The sequence below is a fragment of the Solibacillus sp. FSL H8-0523 genome (genome assembly GCF_038051985.1).
Classification (GTDB): Bacteria; Bacillota; Bacilli; order Bacillales_A; family Planococcaceae; genus Solibacillus.
The window spans coordinates 1540741-1557919 of the sequence record NZ_CP150291.1; the positions used below are offsets into that span (position 1 = coordinate 1540741).

The following is a 17179-nucleotide window of genomic DNA, read 5'->3' on the forward strand; positions in this document are numbered from 1 at the left end:
AGTAGAGAATAGACGAATGGCATCACATACATAAACGACGCGATATAGTTTATGTATGAGGTGCTTTTTGATTTTAAATAATCTTTTTCAACGATAAAATAAGGGGAATTAGAATATATCCTTGTATCAACATATTCAAATGTCCATTTTTAAAGGTTATAAATAGTAAGCGTATTTGCAACTTTATTTGAATTGCTATATTCTCTAGTGAATCCAGGCTTTCTATAACAAAAGTTATTGTCTGTACCCGCATCCACTTCGTTTCATGAACATCCTTAAAAAAACTACTCATTAATAAACTTCTTCACAAATTCCAAGTACTTATTTTTCCGAAAACGATGCTATAATAAATTAACCATATAGGGGTGTAATCGATGAATCAAAAAGCATTACGTAGAATCCCGTTGCATAAATTAATGGACTTAAAAGTTGATTATGCATTTAAGCAGCTGTTTGGAAGTGAGCGTAATCAGCATATTACCGTCGTATTTTTAAATGCAATCTTGCAGAAAACTGGCCGTGACCGGGTGAGCGAAGTAACGTTTGTGAATACGGAATTTGGCGGTGAACATGCTGAGGATAAACAATCGCGTTTAGACATTGTCGTCAAAACACAAGCAGAAGAATTCATTAATGTGGAAATTCAATTATCGAATCAGCATGATATGGTGAAGCGTACATTGTATTATTGGTCACGTTTATATAGCTCGCAATTGAAAAAAAGTATGGGCTATCATAAGCTGAACCCGACAATTACCATTAATATTTGTAATTTCACATTATTTAAGCAAAATGAACGCTATCATAATGTATATCATTTATTTGAAACAGAAACAAAACAGCCACTCGCTGTTGATGATAATGTATTAGAAATTCACTTCATTGAAATGAATAAATTTTTAGCACTATGGCATGCCGAAAAGTTAAATCCACTTGCGGATATTTTAGCAAGGTGGCTGCTGTTATTAGGTATGGTCGATGCGCGAAAGAATAAAGTCTACGATGAAATCTACAAGGAATTGGAGGAGCTGGCGATGAAGGATGAGCATTTACTTGAAGCGTTTGATGTTTGGCAAGAGCTGAGCCAATCACCGGAAGAACGCATGGCCTATATTTCACGCTTGAAGTATATTTTGGATGAAGAGGCGAAGTATGATCATGCGCGAGATGAGGGTGAGAAGGCAGGGATTGAGAAGGGCATGGAAAAAGGTGCTCACCAAAAAGTTCTTGAAATTATTTCAAATGGTATTGAAAACAATATCCCGGTAGAAATCATTGCAGTAATGACAAAGCTTTCAATAGATGAAGTCCAAAAAATTATTAAAAACAATCAATTAGACTAGAAAGAGTAACATAATGAGCTGCACCGTGTACAGAGACAATCTAGAATTGTTTATATACACGGTGCATTTTTAAATATCTTTACTAAAGTAACCCGAATTTATAGGGAATATATCTAGAAATAAACACCTCTAAAATCGTTATCTGAAACCTATAATGAATAGAAACGTTTAATATAAAAACGATGAGGAGGATACTTATTGAAACGATTTAGCGCAATGCTTTTGAGTACATTTCTTGTGGGATTAGGGATTATCGTTATACTGCTCTGCGTGTTCATCTTACCGAGATTAGCACTGGAAACAGTTACGCATTCTCCTGAAGTTGCCTATTTTTTATTCGGCCTTTATGCGACTGCGGTGCCGTTTTTATATGCCATATACGAGACGTTGCACATGATTCAAATTATTGAAAAACAATCAATCACATCGAAACAGTTATTACAAGGGTTCACACGTATTAAATATTGTGGAATCGTTATTGCTGCACTATATATAGCAGGGATCATCATTTTAGATACTGCTAACGCGTTACCACCGGCTATGGCTTTATTAGGCGTTATTATCTTGTTCATTACGGGTATGGTGATTACGGTTTCGATTTTTATGAGGCATGCGATTGGGAAGAGCTGTGTAGCTTAACTATATGAAAAGCTGTGGACGTTTAAGTTCCGCGGCTTTTTTTATTGATGTATTTATGAAGGTGGAAAAATTTAAATTAAAAAGTGCGTGATTGAAGTAGTGAAAAATGAAAATTATACATTTGATAATTTTTTGAGAGAACGCGCGATGTTAAATGATTTAACCAATCTGTTTCTCCAACAGGTATTAAAAGATTTGAGTGAGTCGCACTATCCGAGTTTACTAGAGGTACTTCAACCGTTCTACCCGAAAAAAACTTCAGATAGATGTCCATTAGACGTGCGTACAGAAAAGGTTCGCTTTTTTATACCTAAGAATAATTTCCCATCCAATTGGCAAGGATAGCAAGTATTCTAAGGAGGGGTTCAAATGACGAAAGAGCAAACCGGCAATGAAAAAGAATTAAAGCGAGAAACATTAACCAATCGACAGGGCCATCCGATTACAGACAATCAAAATTTGCGAACAATCGGAAATCGTGGACCTGCAACATTGGAGAACTATCACTTTATAGAGAAAATTTCCCATTTTGACCGCGAAGAAGTACCAGAACGTGTTGTTCATGCACGCGGTGCAGGGGCTTTCGGTTATTTTGAAACGTATGGCAAAGTAGGAAATGAACCCGTTGAAAAATATACGCGAGCGAAAGTATTTTCTGGTGCGGGTAAGCAAACGCCTGTCCTAGCTCGCTTTTCAACAGTAGCCGGTTCAAAGGATTCACCGGAAACAGCACGTGACCCACGCGGCTTCGCGATAAAAATGTATACCGAAGAAGGCAACTGGGATTTAGTCGGCAATAATTTAAAGATATTTTTTATCCGTGATGCGATGAAATTCCCAGATATGATTCACGCCTTTAAGGCCGATCCAGTGTCGAATGTTCCAAACCCTGAAAGAATGTTTGATTTTGTATCGCGAACTCCAGAAGCAACGCATATGATAACGTTTTTATTTTCGCCATGGGGTATTCCAGCAACTTACCGTAATATGCAAGGCTCCGGTGTAAACACTTATAAATGGGTGAATGACAAAGGTGAGGCAGTGCTCATTAAATATCACTGGGAACCGGTACAAGGTATTCGTAATTTAACGCAAGATGAAGCGGATGCTATTCAAGGGAAAAACGTTGGCCATGCAACCCAAGATTTATACGAAGCAATCGAGGAAGGTAATTATCCGGAATGGGAACTTTTCGTACAAATGATGAGTGATGATTACCATCCTGAACTTGATTTTGATCCACTGGATGATACAAAATTATGGCCAACTGATCAGTTTCCGTTTTTGCCAGTCGGTAAAATGGTTTTGAATCGTAATCCGACCGATTACCATGCAGAAATTGAACTTGCTGCCTTTGGTACAGGGGTACTTGTCGACGGGCTTGATTTCTCAGACGACAAAATGTTGCAGGGGCGTACGTTTTCTTACTCAGATACACAACGTTACCGAGTTGGCTCGAACTATTTAAAACTGCCAGTGAATTCGCCAAAAGTGGAGGTCCGTTCAAATCAACACCGTGGTCAAATGGATGTGCATCGTCCAGGTGAATCAGGTGGTAATCCACATATTAATTATGAACCATCAATGATTGGTGGGTTGCAGGAAGCTGATAAAACAGAACGTCCGAAGCATGAGCCAATGTATAGTGATAAATTAAAGAGTGAACCAATTGATCGCCCAAATAATTACGGACAAGCCGGAGAAACGTATCGTAATTTTGAAGATTGGGAACGCGATGAACTCATTAACAATCTATCCAATGCATTAGCCCTTTGTGATGAACGGATTCAGCATGCTATGATTGACCATTTTACACAAGCGGACGAGGAATACGGGCGTCGTGTAAAAGAAGGCATCGCTGCAAAAATGAAAGAGCTTCAAGCACATAAAATGAAAAAAGGTGCTGGTTCAGAAAGAGCAAATGAAGCGGTAGATGAAGTTCACGATATGGGGACGGATGCAGATCCTTATTAATATGCTATAACGAAATAAATAGCGATAAGGTATGAGGGCTGTCCCAAAAGTAAAAAAATTACTTTTGGGACAGCCTTTTGTCTAATGTGAGGCCGTTAACATTGCTAATTATTAAATGTTATACGGAAACAAAAGGGTATTGGAGACCTCTTCTTGGCTGTGAGGCGAGTTTAAACCAGATCACAGTCAACTAGGATTTCAAATTGGATGAAAGCTCAAAGCAGAAAGTTCAAAAATAAAAGCTCACTACTCAAATTTTAACACTCAAGGCTTAAAGCTAGGCAGTGATGGTTGTGCAAAATGTGATTTTAAAGGATAACTAGGACAGGTTATTCGTTTTTACATATGAAGGGGAAGGACATGCGCTATGTGTTCTTCCCTTTATTTTATGTTCTGTTCAATTGTATTTTTTTGCTATTTGCTATTCTGTTCGCAGGGGGGCTGTTGTATACTAGGCGTAGCTGCGCATAAAAATACGTAAACGTCGAAGCGATTAGGAATGGGAGGGTGGTGCGATGAAAAAAATAGTCATTTCTTTCGTAGCAGTTGCACTTGGAATGCTGCTGTCTTCCTTGCTAACGAACGAAAAGGATTCAACAGAAAACGGCTACGACGAATTAGTTACGGTTTCAACGAGTGAGGATACCTCGTCAGAAATACTCGTAATCAATGAAATTGGCAAGCATTTTACGATACCCATCGCATCGATTCCGCAGCTTGCGACCTATTTAGAAACAGCGCCAGATGCAAAGGCGGAACTCGCAAGAATTCACTATGAGTTTTTAAGCGGCGACTCGGATCATTTTGTATTAAAATACGGCTGTGGCAACAAACGCTGTCACTTACTATTAGTCGAAGTGATCGATTCAGGTGCAGTGACAACAGTTGAGTTAGGCGAAGGAATATACGCTAGCGCAGAAGTATTCCAGCGGCAAGCGATGTTTCTCCTTGCAGAAAATGAAGGAAATGAAGTTGTGCGACATAAAATCATGTTGGTTGATTTACATACGTTAAAAAATATCTATCCAAAAGACCAGCTGCTTACGGAACTCTATTTTGTCGATGCGCGCTATCCAATTACGAAATTGGAGTGGCTTTCAGAGACGTCGATTCGTTTAGAAGTGGCGGATATTGATGAGGCGAGCTATGAGGCAGTAGCAAGCTGGTACAAAGAAGAGGATGCAGCTGTGATGGTTGTGGAAATTGCGTTATAGAGGGTACCGTGTACAGGGGATGTAAGTTGTACACGGTGCTTTTTTGATTAAGGCTTTACTAAAATTTTTGCTTGCTTAATATCACTAATCAGTGTTTCAAAGCCCTTATCAACAATATCAGCCAGCTCGATTTGTGATGTAATAACTGATGATACCTTTAATCGACCTTCCGCAATCAGTTCAATGACAGTCGGGAACACGTTGCGGTAAGCTAGTGTTGAAGTAAGGTGTAGTGCTTTGAACATCACAATATTCGAATCAATTTCGATTGGCTTTTTGAATGTTGCCAGTAACACAATTTGTGCGCCCATTTTTGTTGTGTAGAGCGCATTGTTGACAGTGGATTGTACGCCTGCGCAATCAAACACTATATCTGCTCCTCCATTTGTGAACGCTAAAATTTGTGGTACTAAATCTTCAGCATCACCTTTTACGACAAGAGATGCACCAAGCTCCTGTGCTTTTTTGCAGCGTTCTTCTGAAATATCAACAACGACAATTTTTGAAGCCCCAGCAGCTTTCACACATAAAAGGGTAAGTAACCCAATTGGGCCTGCACCGTATATAATGACGCTATCGCCAACCTTCAAATTACTTTCCCTCACACCATAAAATGACACGGCTGTTGGCTCGACAAGTGCACCTTCTTCAAATGATACGTTGTCAGGTAGCTTGTGTAGCATGTGGTCATCAATCGCCACATATTGCGCAAAACCTCCGTGACGGTTAATCCCAACAAATCCGACCGAATGACATTGATTATAAAAGCCTTGCGTACAAGCAGGACAAGTCCCACAGTAAATAAGCGGCTCGACACAAACACGGTCGCCTGCTTGGAAGTTTGATACAACTGCACCAACTTCAACAATTGTTCCTGAAAATTCATGCCCCATAATAGTATTACCTGAATGCTTTGTAATTGGGTGTGGCTCCGTGCCTAAACCATAATTGTAAATGCCAATATCACTGCCACAAATTCCAGCCAAAGCGACCTCAATAAGTACCTGATTTGGCTGAATTGTTGGTTTTTCTAGTTCTTCTATGCGAATATCTTTTACGTTATGAAATACGGCTGCTTTCATGTTCAATCGCTCCTCTTAGAAAAATTTACTTAAATCAGGGTAACCTGTCGTTTGCCACGCACCATCAACGATTAAGCTTGCACCATTTACATAAGAAGCATCGTCGCTTACTAAGAAGAGCGCTGGGCCAGCCATTTCTTTTGGATCGGCAGCGCGCTTCATTGGGATACGTTCCATGTATGCTTCATGAATCACTTCCACATTTGTCAGCTGTGACGTTAGTGGGGTTAACACTAGCCCTGGTAAAATCGCGTTGACGCGGATATTGTGACGTGCCAGTTCAAGTGCGGCGTTTTTCGTCAACATCTCAACGCCCGCTTTTGCCGAAGCGTATGCTGTGCCGGCATACATTGGCACCTGAGCGTTTAAAGAAGATACGTTAACAATCGCACCGCCACCGTGATCTTTCATATAGCGTGCCTGATGTTTAACACAAAGGAACACACCCTTTAAGCATAAATCCACTGTAAAGTCCCAATCACTTTCAGTTAAATCCGTTATGACCGCTGCTTTTGATGCACCGGCAACGTTAAACGCAAAATCTAATTGACCAAAAGCTTCGATTGTTTTGTTTACTAACTGTTCGATATCTTGTTCAAGTGTTACATTTGTTTTCACCGCAATAACATTTCCTGGATGCGTTGCTTCGATTTCTTGCATTGTTTGTTCATTCAAATCGGCAATGACCACTTTCGCTCCTGCTTCCAACAAGCTTTCCACAATTGCATAGCCAATCCCAGACGCGCCACCTGTGACAATGGCTACTTTGTTTTCAAATCGTTTATCCATTTCTCCCAACCCCTTAAGAAAAAAATGATGTTGCGAGATAATTCTACCATTTTTAAAGAGATTTAGATATTTTGTGTTATATTTTAAAATGAGAAGGGAAGTATGAATAAACCTAAAATCGATAATGAGAGTGGATATTTAATATGGTAAAATTGCAATAATTATCTATATAATTATTTGAGTGCTGTACAGCGTTAATGAAACTATGAATAAACTAATTGGAGTAAATTTGTAAAAAAAGTAAGGAATCCGAAAAGGGGGAAGGTCCATGTATGCATTATCAAAATCTGTCTTGCGTGTGGGTGGGGAGTATCGAGTGGAGCTGTATAGTATTGAATTTTTGAGCGAAGAAGCGATTGTTGAGGTGGAACTGAAAATTATCGGGGAAGATACAACTGAATCGTATGTTGGTGAGTATGTCATCGAGCGAGATGATGAAGAAATCGCAAGAGGCGCGGTTATCAATCAACCAACGAAGGAAGCAACAATAGAAGCTATTGAACAACGCGCGATTGAAGTTCTGGGATACAACGAGACAGCTTAATTTTAACGGTGTAATGCGAAATGATGAAAGGAATTACTATGAATTAAACGAACCACTTTCTATTAATGTGGTATAAAGCAGACCACTTTGTATAGCTCGCGGACGAAAGTGGTCTGTTTTGAACTAATTACTGGCTCACTTCACTAGAACGACTAGATAAATAAAAGCACTCGGTACAACACATCCAAAATGGGTCTGTACCGGTGCTTTTTTTTATTCTTTAACTTTTAACAATCGTAAACTATTCAATGTCACAAGTAGTGTCGCCCCCATATCCGCAAAAATTGCGATCCACAGTGTTAACCAACCGGGTACAACGAGTAGCAATGCGACTAATTTAATCGCTAAGGAGAAGGTAATATTTTGCTTAATAATGGCTAATGCTTTTTTGCTTAATTGAATCGTATAGGGTAATTGATTTAAGTCATCAGACATGAGCGCGATATCAGCAGTTTCTAATGCTGTATCTGTTCCAGCGCTCCCCATTGCTACACCGACTGATGCTGCTGCAAGTGCTGGGGCATCATTGACACCGTCACCAACCATGGCCACGCTTTGGTAGTTGCCGCGTAGTTTTTTTATGAAATTCAACTTATCCTCTGGCAGTAAATCCGCTTTTATCGTAGAAACACCGACTTGTTTTCCGATGGCTGCCGCGGTTCTTTCGTTATCACCGGTTAGCATCACCGTTTCGATGCCCATCTGGTTTAGTTTACGTATGACTTCTTTTGAGGAGTCTCTCACTTCATCTGCAACGGCAATCAATGAAAGAATTTCTTTTTCTGTACCTAAAAGCATCACCGTTTTACCTTGTAATTGCAGCTCTGTAAGCGTTTCTTTAATGGATGCTTCGATTCCATTTTGAAGTGTTTCTTCAAATAGATTTGGGCTTCCTACATAGTACAGGATCTGATTTACGTTCGCTTTCACACCTTTTCCTGTAATCGATTGGAATTCATCCACCACGACCTCTTTAAAGTTTAACCCGTGTGCTTCCGCTTTTTTCAGAATCGCTGAAGCTAACGGATGTTGAGACCCATTTTCGATGGCGGCTGTAATGGCCAATACTTCATTTTCGCTACGGCCATATGTTACGACATCCGTTACAGCAGGAATGCCTTTTGTCAGCGTGCCGGTTTTATCAAAAGCAATGGCTTTTAACTGTCCGGTTTCCTCTAAATAAACGCCACCTTTAATTAAAACACCATTTTTTGCAGCATTCCCAATAGCCGTCACAACAGCTACTGGCGTTGACACAACTAAGGCACACGGGCAACCAACGACTAGAATAGCTAAGCCTTGATAAATCCAATGGCTCCAATCGCCACCAAACAGTGGGGGAGCAACCATAATGACAGCGGCCAAACCGACAATGGCCGGGGTATAGTATTTTGCAAATTTATCGACAAATGCTTGAGAAGGCGCTCGTTCTGCTTGCGCTTCTTCTACGAGGTGAATAATTTTTGCAAGCGTCGTATCGTCCACGCGTTTTGTAACGCTTACTTCAAGCAGGCCTTCTTCGTTTAAGGTTCCTGCAAACACTTCATCATCTTTTGTTTTCATTACCGGAACACTTTCTCCCGTAATGGCCGCTTGATTTAATGCGGAAGTCCCCTTGATTACGATGCCGTCCATCGCTAATTTTTGACCGGGTTTAACGATCATGATGTCGCCAACCTGAATCTCGTCAACGTGTACGATCATTTCTTCCGTTCCCCGGCGAATAAGCGCTTCTTTTGGCGCAATATCCATTAAGGATTCGATGGATTGACGAGCTTTGTCCATTGAATAGCGCTCTAATGCTTCACTGATTGCAAATAGAATGACAACCATTGCTCCTTCGCCCCATTCACCAATCAAAGCAGCGCCGATAATCGCAATCGTCATGAGCGTATTCATGTCGAACGTGAATCGGCTTAGGTTTTTAAGTCCCTTCATGAAGAGGGAAACGCCGCCAATGACAATCGCTAATGCAAAACCAATTGTCGGGAGAATATGTCCTTCACCGTATTGCAGACTTAGTAACCAACTAATGACAAGCAAGAGGGCGGAAAGATAAACTTTTCGATTTTGTCTTTGTTTCCAAAATGGTTCACGTTCAATCTTTTGTGCTTTTTCATCGCGGATTATTAAGTTTTCAAAGGCGCCAGCTTTTTCGAGTGCTTCAATTGTCGTCGTTCCTTGAACCATTACTTTTGAAGCGCCGAAATTTACTTTCGCATCATGCACGCCTGGTAATTGTTTGACGTTTTCTTCAAAGATGGCCGCGCAGTTAATGCAGGTGAATCCTTGAACGCGGTAGACTTTCATTTCTTCTTCAGACATTTGCTTCCACTCCTAATGCCATAACAATCAACGGCTTAATGTGAGGGGCATCTAGCGAATAAAATGCTAATTTGCCTTCTTTTCGATACTTGACAATCCCTTGCTTATGCAGCGTTCGTAAGTGGTGCGATGCTGTTGCTACAGTGGAACCAATGATATTGGCAATATCACATACGCACAGCTCATCATCCTGGCACAGGGCAAAGGCAATTTTTGCTCTATTTTCATCTGCAAGTACTTTAAATAATTGGGCAACACGGGAGAGATTTTCTTTTTGTAATGCGCCTTGTATCCGATTGACTTTTTCTTCGTCGTAACAATAAATTTCGCAAGTACTGTTATCGTTCATTGCATTCACATCTCCTTATTCAAATGTTTGTTTGAATATATTATAAAGTGTATTCTTATTTTATTCAAGTGTGTGTTTGAATGATATTAGGGAAATAAAATTCAAAAAGTAAAAGCTGCCCTCTGAATTTTTCAGAAGGCAGCCTTTTATTTCGTTCTTACAAAAATCGCCAGTGGCAAGTTACTGCCTCCGGAATGCATGATTTCAATGGTAATGTTTTCTTGAAGTTGTGTTACGGTATAGGGCAACTCAATATATTCCTGTCCTGATTTTAATGTAGGAATTAAGTGCACTTGGCCGTTTACTTTGAGTGCACCACTATAAAGACCACCGCGACCTGCAAACTTTAAGGTAAGTTCTTTTTCCTGACCTGTTGGGTTTGTAACTGGAATCTGGACCGTGTACTGAATACCAAAATGCCCGGGATTGCCGACGCTGCCGTTTACCTGTTCGAGCGAATTGTCCTTCGTTAACAGGTGGTCTGTTTTGCCGTTTGAAATACTAAAGCCAATTTCCGCACTATCAACCATATAGGTAGGAAACTGGGCTACGATTTCGGAGCTTGGCCAAACACCACGTGGATGCGCGGCTGCTTTATTAGTGACAACTGGACTCGTATGAATCAATGTCACGTCTTCGTTATTTTTTGCTAGTACAGTCCGAATTGTATAGCTACTGTCTGTGCCATTTTGCACGGCAATATCAAAATCATGCAGCAAGCCAATAATGTAGTGGTTTAGCAATTCATATGACTGAATGATCTTCGTTTCGCCAGGGGCAATGGTTATTCCTTCACTTTCTGTTTTTTGTAGTTTGTTGTTTAAAACCTGGTCCACAATCGGAAGACCGACATCGTAGTTAATCCAGCTGTGGCTACTCTTTTTTGCTGTGCCTTTTGAATTGTTTACGACAAGTGTTGTTGAAGCAGATGTATTTTCTATGGTGATGGCAAGGGTGCTATTTGTTCCCAAAGTATTATAGTGCCATGCAAATACGCGGTGCTCATTGACTGCTTGCGATGATCGCACCGTTTGAGCAGCTAATGTTGCTGTATTGTCTGGCACATCTAATGGGGTGAGCATTTCTGGGTTATCGCTCATCAGTAAGGTACGAGCACCTTTTAGTTGTGCTGTTTGTATGGGCTGCGGTTCAACTGTCGCGCCAAAAGACTTTTCTAAAAAGTTACTTGTAAACATCGATTGATACAAATAAATATGCAATTCACGCTGTTGGCTCATATAGCGTAAGGTACCGTCTTCATCGACCGCATTAACAATGAATTTAACGGGCACATACATCTGGTCCTGCTGAATAAATGGGAGCTCGGAAGTTGTTACAAAGTCATTGTTAATTTGAATGATATTGTTATTGTTAGTAAAAATAAAATTTAATCCTGAAATTTGTAATTCAAACTGCTCGCCAGATAGCCATTTGCCAGTAGCATTGTCTAGGTTTTCATATAAATATTTCGCTGCAATGTACGTGCGACCCTGTTTTGAAAGGATCGGGTCTGTCATGACAATTCGCTTATTATTAATTTGTAAATAATAAGGCTCGTTCGATTCAGGTGGTGACGGTTCTTGTGATTCCTCTAATTGAATATCCACCTCACGTTTTGGGGTATTCCAAAGAACGCTGCCTCCTAAATTTTCGCTTAAAAAACGAATGGGCACATAGGTTTTGTCCTGATAAAGGAATGGCGGAACGTTGACGATTACTGGCTTCCCGTTGACATTAGCTGTTGTGGAATTTAGTGTAACGGCTACTTGATTGCCAATACGCTCTGCACTAGCAGTTTTTGATTTGGACTCCCAGTGAACGGTTGCTCCAATCATTTCATAGAGATTACGCATCGGTAAAAACAGATGCCCGTTTTTATTTAAGATGGGTTCTTTAAAGGTTGCTTTTTCGCCATTTACAATAACCGTCGCCTTATTTTCAAGCGTCATTCCTTTATTACTAGTAGCGGCGGTTACGGAAAGATTGTCCATCAAGAAAAGTGAAACTACAACAATTATTAAAATCCAAGAATAACTATTTATTTTTAACATGCTCGATTATTTTCTCCTTTTCTTAGTGAATGTGGGATGCGAACGTTACCTTTTGGGTAAGACATTACTAAAAATCGTTCTTCTTATATCATTTACCATCATTGTGGTGAATAAATGATGATTATGGCTATTTGTCCTTTTGAGCGAACAATGATTTGCTATAATATGGATAGCTCTAATGCGTCATTACATTATAAGGATGTGGAAGCGTTGAAACCATTTTTTTCAGGAATTCTTCTTTTACTATTATTTGTACTATTGCCTGCAATTCATACACAGGCCGCAAAGCCAATTCAATTAACAATCGATGGTGTTCCGATTATTTCGGATGTAGCACCGGAAATTAAAAAGGGCCGTACGATGGTACCACTACGTGTCATTAGTGAGAGTCTAGTAGCTAATGTTGCATGGTCAAACAAAGAAGTAACACTTGCCAAACAAGATTTGAACGTGAAATTAACACTAAATAGTAAAGCTGTTATGCAAAATAAGGTACAACAGCAGCTTGAAGCAGCACCGTATCTAAAGAATAATCGTACAATGGTGCCACTGCGTTTTATTGCAGAAACATTTGGATGCCAAGTCACTTATGAGAAAAGAACCGTGGCAGTCAATTGTAACCCGTTACGCATAAATGGTATGGAAACCAAAGCCTTTCAAGCGGAATCCCTGATGACAATGGGAACGGTCATAAGAGAATTTCATGGCAATGAACTACTAAAAGCCCTTTATGAAGTCATTGAGCAAAATAAAGGAAAACATGTTCAGGCGCCAGCTGAAAGAGATGGTCAAAGGGTAACCATTCGACCTGATATTTTTTCGATTTTGCTGCAATATGATTTTATGGATGTAGAGGGGAAAAGCGTGAAGCATTATGAAATCTATGTGAAAGCGTCGGGTTCGCCAAACCAAGATGGTTCAAATGCGTATAGCGACATTCTACTGTACGATGCGAACAATGATGTATGGTACGAATTTAATGAGGATGCTATCGATAAGATTTGGGCGCTTCAAAATAATGTTTCTGAACTTGGTTTATCACAGCTAATTCATTATGGGTCAGCTTAATATTGCAGTCGTATAATTTAAACGCTGAACGAACGACTCTCATCAAAAATCCATCACCAAAATGCAGAGCGACGAATAGTAATTTCCGCCAATCTGTAATAAAATAAACAATAATAAGATTTTTTTTGAAACTTTTTGTCGACACGTACGTATGGTTAAGTAAGGGACAAAAATAGAGGTGTAAAAACATGCGATTAATCCCACATAACGATGAAAATCCTATGAAAAAATGGGAGGAGGTTGTCAGTGACAAGCTATTTATGCGCCCTGTTTATTTAACAGGGGAAGGCGAGGTCCAATATTCGCGCGTGGCGAAGCAATTTTTAGGGGTACATAATAACGCATACGACATGCAGGAATACTTGTATACGCTGACAAACTCAGGTGTGACCTGGACACTGCTGTTTAATGATTTGCCTAAGGAAATTGATGCTGCGAAGCGTACGGAAATTGTGAACATTTTGCAAATGCATCGTGAAAATCCGATTACCTTAAACCGTTTTATGGCATTCTTTGCGGGTAAGCAGCTTTTGCCACTCATGAACACGAAGTATCGGGATCATTTTATTACGACACTTCGCACGTGGCTTGAGTTTTTAGAAACACGTTATCCGAATTTAAAAAGCAATCAACTGCAGCGCATCTTTTTAGACTTTGTAAAGTGGTCGAATTATCATTTCCCGAAATGGCTTGAACAAAATGAATTTGACAATTCCCCGCCGCGCATCATGTGGTATGGTCCAGCGAAGGAAAGTGAAGCGCTCTTTATGTACTTCCTCTACTTATTTGGCTGTGACATCGTCATTTTTGAACCGGATGGCACGGATATTTTAGCACCATATGGTATCACAGACTTTCCAACAGAAGTGCTTTCGGAAAAGTCGGAATTGTTTGAGTTCCCATTTGATAAGCCGGTGCGTGTGCAAACGGTTACTTCACAAGCAGCCGAACAAGTACAGCAGCATCTGTATGACAATTCAGCGATCAATTATCCGTGGAAATACGCGGAGTATGAAACGCGTGCGCGGATTTTAAATACGACGTACGATGAGCTGTTTATTTTATCGGACGCGCAGCTCTATTTGCGCGAGGGCTTTACCGATGAAGTAGACGTCGTGTATTTACCGGTGCTGTTCGCGAAAATTGAGGGTGTTTCGAACAATATCCAAGACTACGCCGGAAAGCTTCGTCGCTTACAACAGCGTGAGCTAACGCATGTAGCAACGAAGTTCCCGCTACTACCGATGCAAAAAAGCAATATGCAGTTCCATATGCGTGATGCGAGTACAAACGGCGCGCTCGATGTCGAGAAAATGATGCGTCTATCCATTTGGCCGTTTAAAAATATGCCAATAGGGGCACAACGTAATATTGCTCAAACAATGATACGTGTCATTGAGAGCGATTACATTTTAGCGCAGCCTGGTCAAACAAGACAGGCACACGAGCAGTACTTATTTGGACAAATGCTACTTGTGCCAACAGATATTATGCGCATGTACCAACAGTTTGACTATAGCTTCATGAACCCAACGATTGTTATTTTTAAAGAAGAGCAAAGTGGTGACATGCAGCGTCAAGATGCGGTGCTACTAGTATTTTTAAGTATGCTTGGCTTTGATGTATTGATCTTTAGTCCGGGTGCCTCATTAAGCATTGAGCATCATATTACCGGGCAGTTACTTAATACGTACCGCCTTGAAAAAATTAGCTTTGACGAAACGCTCGCAAATTTATCATCCGTCCGTGTTACAAGCGGTATGGAGGATCGTAAACTTGATTTACGCTCGATGATGAAACGGATTTCGAGAAAGTTGAAGTAAGTATTTGATTTATTTGTAACGAAATGTAATATTTATAAAAGAAACTAGCGCTTTTAGTATAGGAGGCAACAAAATGTCAATTAATTTACAAAAAGGTCAACGTGTCGATTTAACAAAAGGTAACGCAGGATTAAACAAAATTTATGTAGGGCTTGGCTGGGATCCAGTGAAACAAGCAGCAAGTGGTGGAGGCGGTGGCTTCCTTAAAGGTCTATTTGGCGGTGGCGGTGGTTCAGCTGCTCGTGAAGTCGATTGTGACGCTTCAGTACTAATGCTTAAAAATGATAAAATCACAGCGAATACCGATGTCATTTACTTCGGTAACTTAAAAAGTGCAAACGGAGCTGTTGCGCACTCTGGTGACAACTTAACTGGCGCGGGTGACGGTGATGATGAGCAAGTAGTGATCGAGTTAAACTCAATTCCAGCTGAATATAACCGTCTTGTATTCGTTGTAAATATTTACGATGCAAAAGGACGTAACCAGCACTTTGGTATGATTCAAAATGCATTTATTCGTATTGTAAATGGCTCGAATAATCAAGAGCTTTTAAAGTATAATTTAACAGACAATTATGCAAACCAAACAACGTTAATTACCGGCGAAATTTATCGTCATGAAAACGAATGGAAGTTTGCGGCAACTGGTACTGGTACGCAAGCCGGATCGTTAAAAGAAGTTATCGCAAGTTATCAATAATATTATTTGAAGGAGTGTTTTATTCATGGTAGTTTCATTAGCAAAAGGTCAAAAGGTAGATTTAACAAAATCAAATCCAGGTTTATCAAAGGTAAGTGTAGGTTTAGGCTGGGATACTAATAAATACGACGGCGGCAACGACTTCGATTTAGATTCATCAGTATTCTTATTAGAAGCATCAGGTAAAGTAGCAGGTCCAGAAGGCTTCGTATTCTACAACAACACTACAGGCGCAAACGGTTCGGTTGTACACACTGGTGACAACTTAACAGGTGATGGCGCAGGTGACGATGAAGTAACAAACATCGATTTAACGAATGTACCAGCAAACATCGAAAAAATTACCTTCACTGTAACAATTCACGATGCAGAAGCACGTGGCCAAAACTTCGGTATGGTATCAAATGCCTTCATCCGTGTATTCAATGAAGCAGGAGAATTAATTCGCTATGACTTAGGCGAAGACTTCTCAATTGAAACAGCTTTAGTTGTTGGGGAATTATACCGTCACGGTGGCGAGTGGAAATTCGCAGCAATCGGTTCAGGCTACCAAGGCGGCTTAGCTGCATTATGTAGCGATTTTGGCTTACAAGTAGGCTGATTGTAGCTTTTTAAGGAACTCGAACAAATCTGGACTCGAATTAGACGAGACGAATTTTACATTAGGGGGCATTTTGGATGGCAATTCAATTAAGCAAAGGTCAGCGTATTGATTTAACGAAAGGTAACCCGGCATTAAAAAATATCGTAGTCGGCTTAGGTTGGGATGTAAAAACATTTGATGGCGGTACAGATTTTGACTTAGACGCTTCAGCATTTTTATTAAATGCACAAGGAAAAGCGCGTCAAGATACGGACTTCATTTTTTACAATAACTTGAAAAGTCCAGAAGGCTCAGTTGAACACACAGGCGATAACCGAACAGGTGACGGCGATGGGGACGACGAGCAAATTAAAGTGCATTTAGACAAAGTGCCGACAGATGTTGAGCGAATCGCGATTACCGTGACGATTCATGATGCCGAAAGCAGACGCCAAAACTTTGGCCAAGTAACGAATGCATTTGTTCGTTTGGTGGATGAAGATTCAGGGACAGAAATTTTACGCTATGATTTAGGCGAGGATTTCTCGATCGAAACAGCGGTTGTGTTCTGTGAACTATATAAAAGCGGCGGAGAATGGAAGTTCAACGCAGTTGGTTCGGGCTACCAAGGCGGCTTAGCGGCACTTGTAAATGCATACGGCTTAAGCTAATAAAGTAAATTAATTAATAGTAGA

15 protein-coding genes are annotated in these 17179 nt (G+C 40.3%); 10 read left to right on the forward strand and 5 right to left on the reverse strand.

What is annotated here, in order from left to right; genetic code table 11:
* Positions 1-374: 374 nt before the first annotated feature.
* The 4 genes from NSQ62_RS07440 (at position 375) to NSQ62_RS07455 (ending at position 5170) form a co-directional block, all read left to right on the forward strand.
* A complete protein-coding gene (locus NSQ62_RS07440) occupies positions 375-1343 on the forward strand; it encodes an Rpn family recombination-promoting nuclease/putative transposase (protein ID WP_341323296.1) in 969 nt (322 codons plus the stop codon).
* A 198-nt stretch (positions 1344-1541) separates the two neighbouring features.
* Positions 1542-1982, forward strand: a complete 441-nt coding sequence (locus NSQ62_RS07445; protein ID WP_341323297.1) for a DUF2975 domain-containing protein — start codon at positions 1542-1544, stop codon at positions 1980-1982.
* Between the two features lie 369 nt (positions 1983-2351).
* Positions 2352-3956 (forward strand): catalase, encoded by a 1605-nt coding sequence (locus tag NSQ62_RS07450; RefSeq protein ID WP_341323298.1) that lies wholly within the window; start codon positions 2352-2354, stop codon positions 3954-3956.
* Positions 3957-4471: 515 nt separating this feature from the next.
* Positions 4472-5170 carry a hypothetical protein gene (locus tag NSQ62_RS07455; RefSeq protein WP_341323299.1) on the forward strand — a complete coding sequence of 233 codons (699 nt, stop codon included), beginning with the start codon at positions 4472-4474 and terminating at the stop codon, positions 5168-5170.
* A gap of 47 nt (positions 5171-5217) precedes the next feature.
* Here the strand turns inward: NSQ62_RS07455 and NSQ62_RS07460 are convergent, their stop codons facing one another.
* Positions 5218-6252, reverse strand: coding sequence for a 2,3-butanediol dehydrogenase (locus NSQ62_RS07460; RefSeq protein WP_341323300.1), 1035 nt, complete (start codon positions 6250-6252; stop codon positions 5218-5220).
* Between the two features lie 15 nt (positions 6253-6267).
* On the reverse strand, positions 6268-7041 hold the full coding sequence (locus NSQ62_RS07465) for an SDR family NAD(P)-dependent oxidoreductase (protein ID WP_341323301.1): 774 nt from the start codon (positions 7039-7041) through the stop codon (positions 6268-6270).
* Between the two features lie 268 nt (positions 7042-7309).
* Here NSQ62_RS07465 and NSQ62_RS07470 point away from each other — a divergent pair, with 268 nt between their 5' ends.
* A complete protein-coding gene (locus NSQ62_RS07470) occupies positions 7310-7585 on the forward strand; it encodes a hypothetical protein (protein WP_341323302.1) in 276 nt (91 codons plus the stop codon).
* A 213-nt stretch (positions 7586-7798) separates the two neighbouring features.
* On the opposite strand, the gene NSQ62_RS07475 is transcribed toward NSQ62_RS07470, so the two are convergent.
* From NSQ62_RS07475 to NSQ62_RS07485, 3 genes are all read right to left on the reverse strand, one after another.
* Positions 7799-9910, reverse strand: a complete 2112-nt coding sequence (locus NSQ62_RS07475) for a heavy metal translocating P-type ATPase (RefSeq protein WP_341323303.1) — start codon at positions 9908-9910, stop codon at positions 7799-7801.
* Positions 9903-10259 (reverse strand): metalloregulator ArsR/SmtB family transcription factor, encoded by a 357-nt coding sequence (locus NSQ62_RS07480; RefSeq protein WP_341323304.1) that lies wholly within the window; start codon positions 10257-10259, stop codon positions 9903-9905. The genes NSQ62_RS07475 and NSQ62_RS07480 overlap by 8 nt, the downstream gene beginning before the upstream one ends.
* 146 nt (positions 10260-10405) lie before the next feature.
* Complete coding sequence (locus NSQ62_RS07485; RefSeq protein WP_341323305.1) at positions 10406-12310, reverse strand: stalk domain-containing protein; 1905 nt, start codon at positions 12308-12310, stop codon at positions 10406-10408.
* Between the two features lie 114 nt (positions 12311-12424).
* Here NSQ62_RS07485 and NSQ62_RS07490 point away from each other — a divergent pair, with 114 nt between their 5' ends.
* The 5 genes from NSQ62_RS07490 to NSQ62_RS07510 all read left to right on the forward strand — a co-directional run bounded on the left by NSQ62_RS07490 (position 12425) and on the right by NSQ62_RS07510 (position 17155).
* A complete protein-coding gene (locus tag NSQ62_RS07490; RefSeq protein WP_341323306.1) occupies positions 12425-13378 on the forward strand; it encodes a copper amine oxidase N-terminal domain-containing protein in 954 nt (317 codons plus the stop codon).
* A gap of 188 nt (positions 13379-13566) precedes the next feature.
* Complete coding sequence (locus NSQ62_RS07495; RefSeq protein ID WP_341323307.1) at positions 13567-15201, forward strand: YceG family protein; 1635 nt, start codon at positions 13567-13569, stop codon at positions 15199-15201.
* A 73-nt stretch (positions 15202-15274) separates the two neighbouring features.
* On the forward strand, positions 15275-15901 hold the full coding sequence (locus NSQ62_RS07500; RefSeq protein ID WP_341323308.1) for a TerD family protein: 627 nt from the start codon (positions 15275-15277) through the stop codon (positions 15899-15901).
* Between the two features lie 25 nt (positions 15902-15926).
* A complete protein-coding gene (locus NSQ62_RS07505) occupies positions 15927-16502 on the forward strand; it encodes a TerD family protein (protein WP_341323309.1) in 576 nt (191 codons plus the stop codon).
* 77 nt (positions 16503-16579) lie between these two features.
* Positions 16580-17155: a TerD family protein gene (locus NSQ62_RS07510; RefSeq protein WP_341323310.1), complete on the forward strand. Its 576-nt coding sequence runs from the start codon at positions 16580-16582 to the stop codon at positions 17153-17155.
* Positions 17156-17179 lie beyond the last annotated feature (24 nt).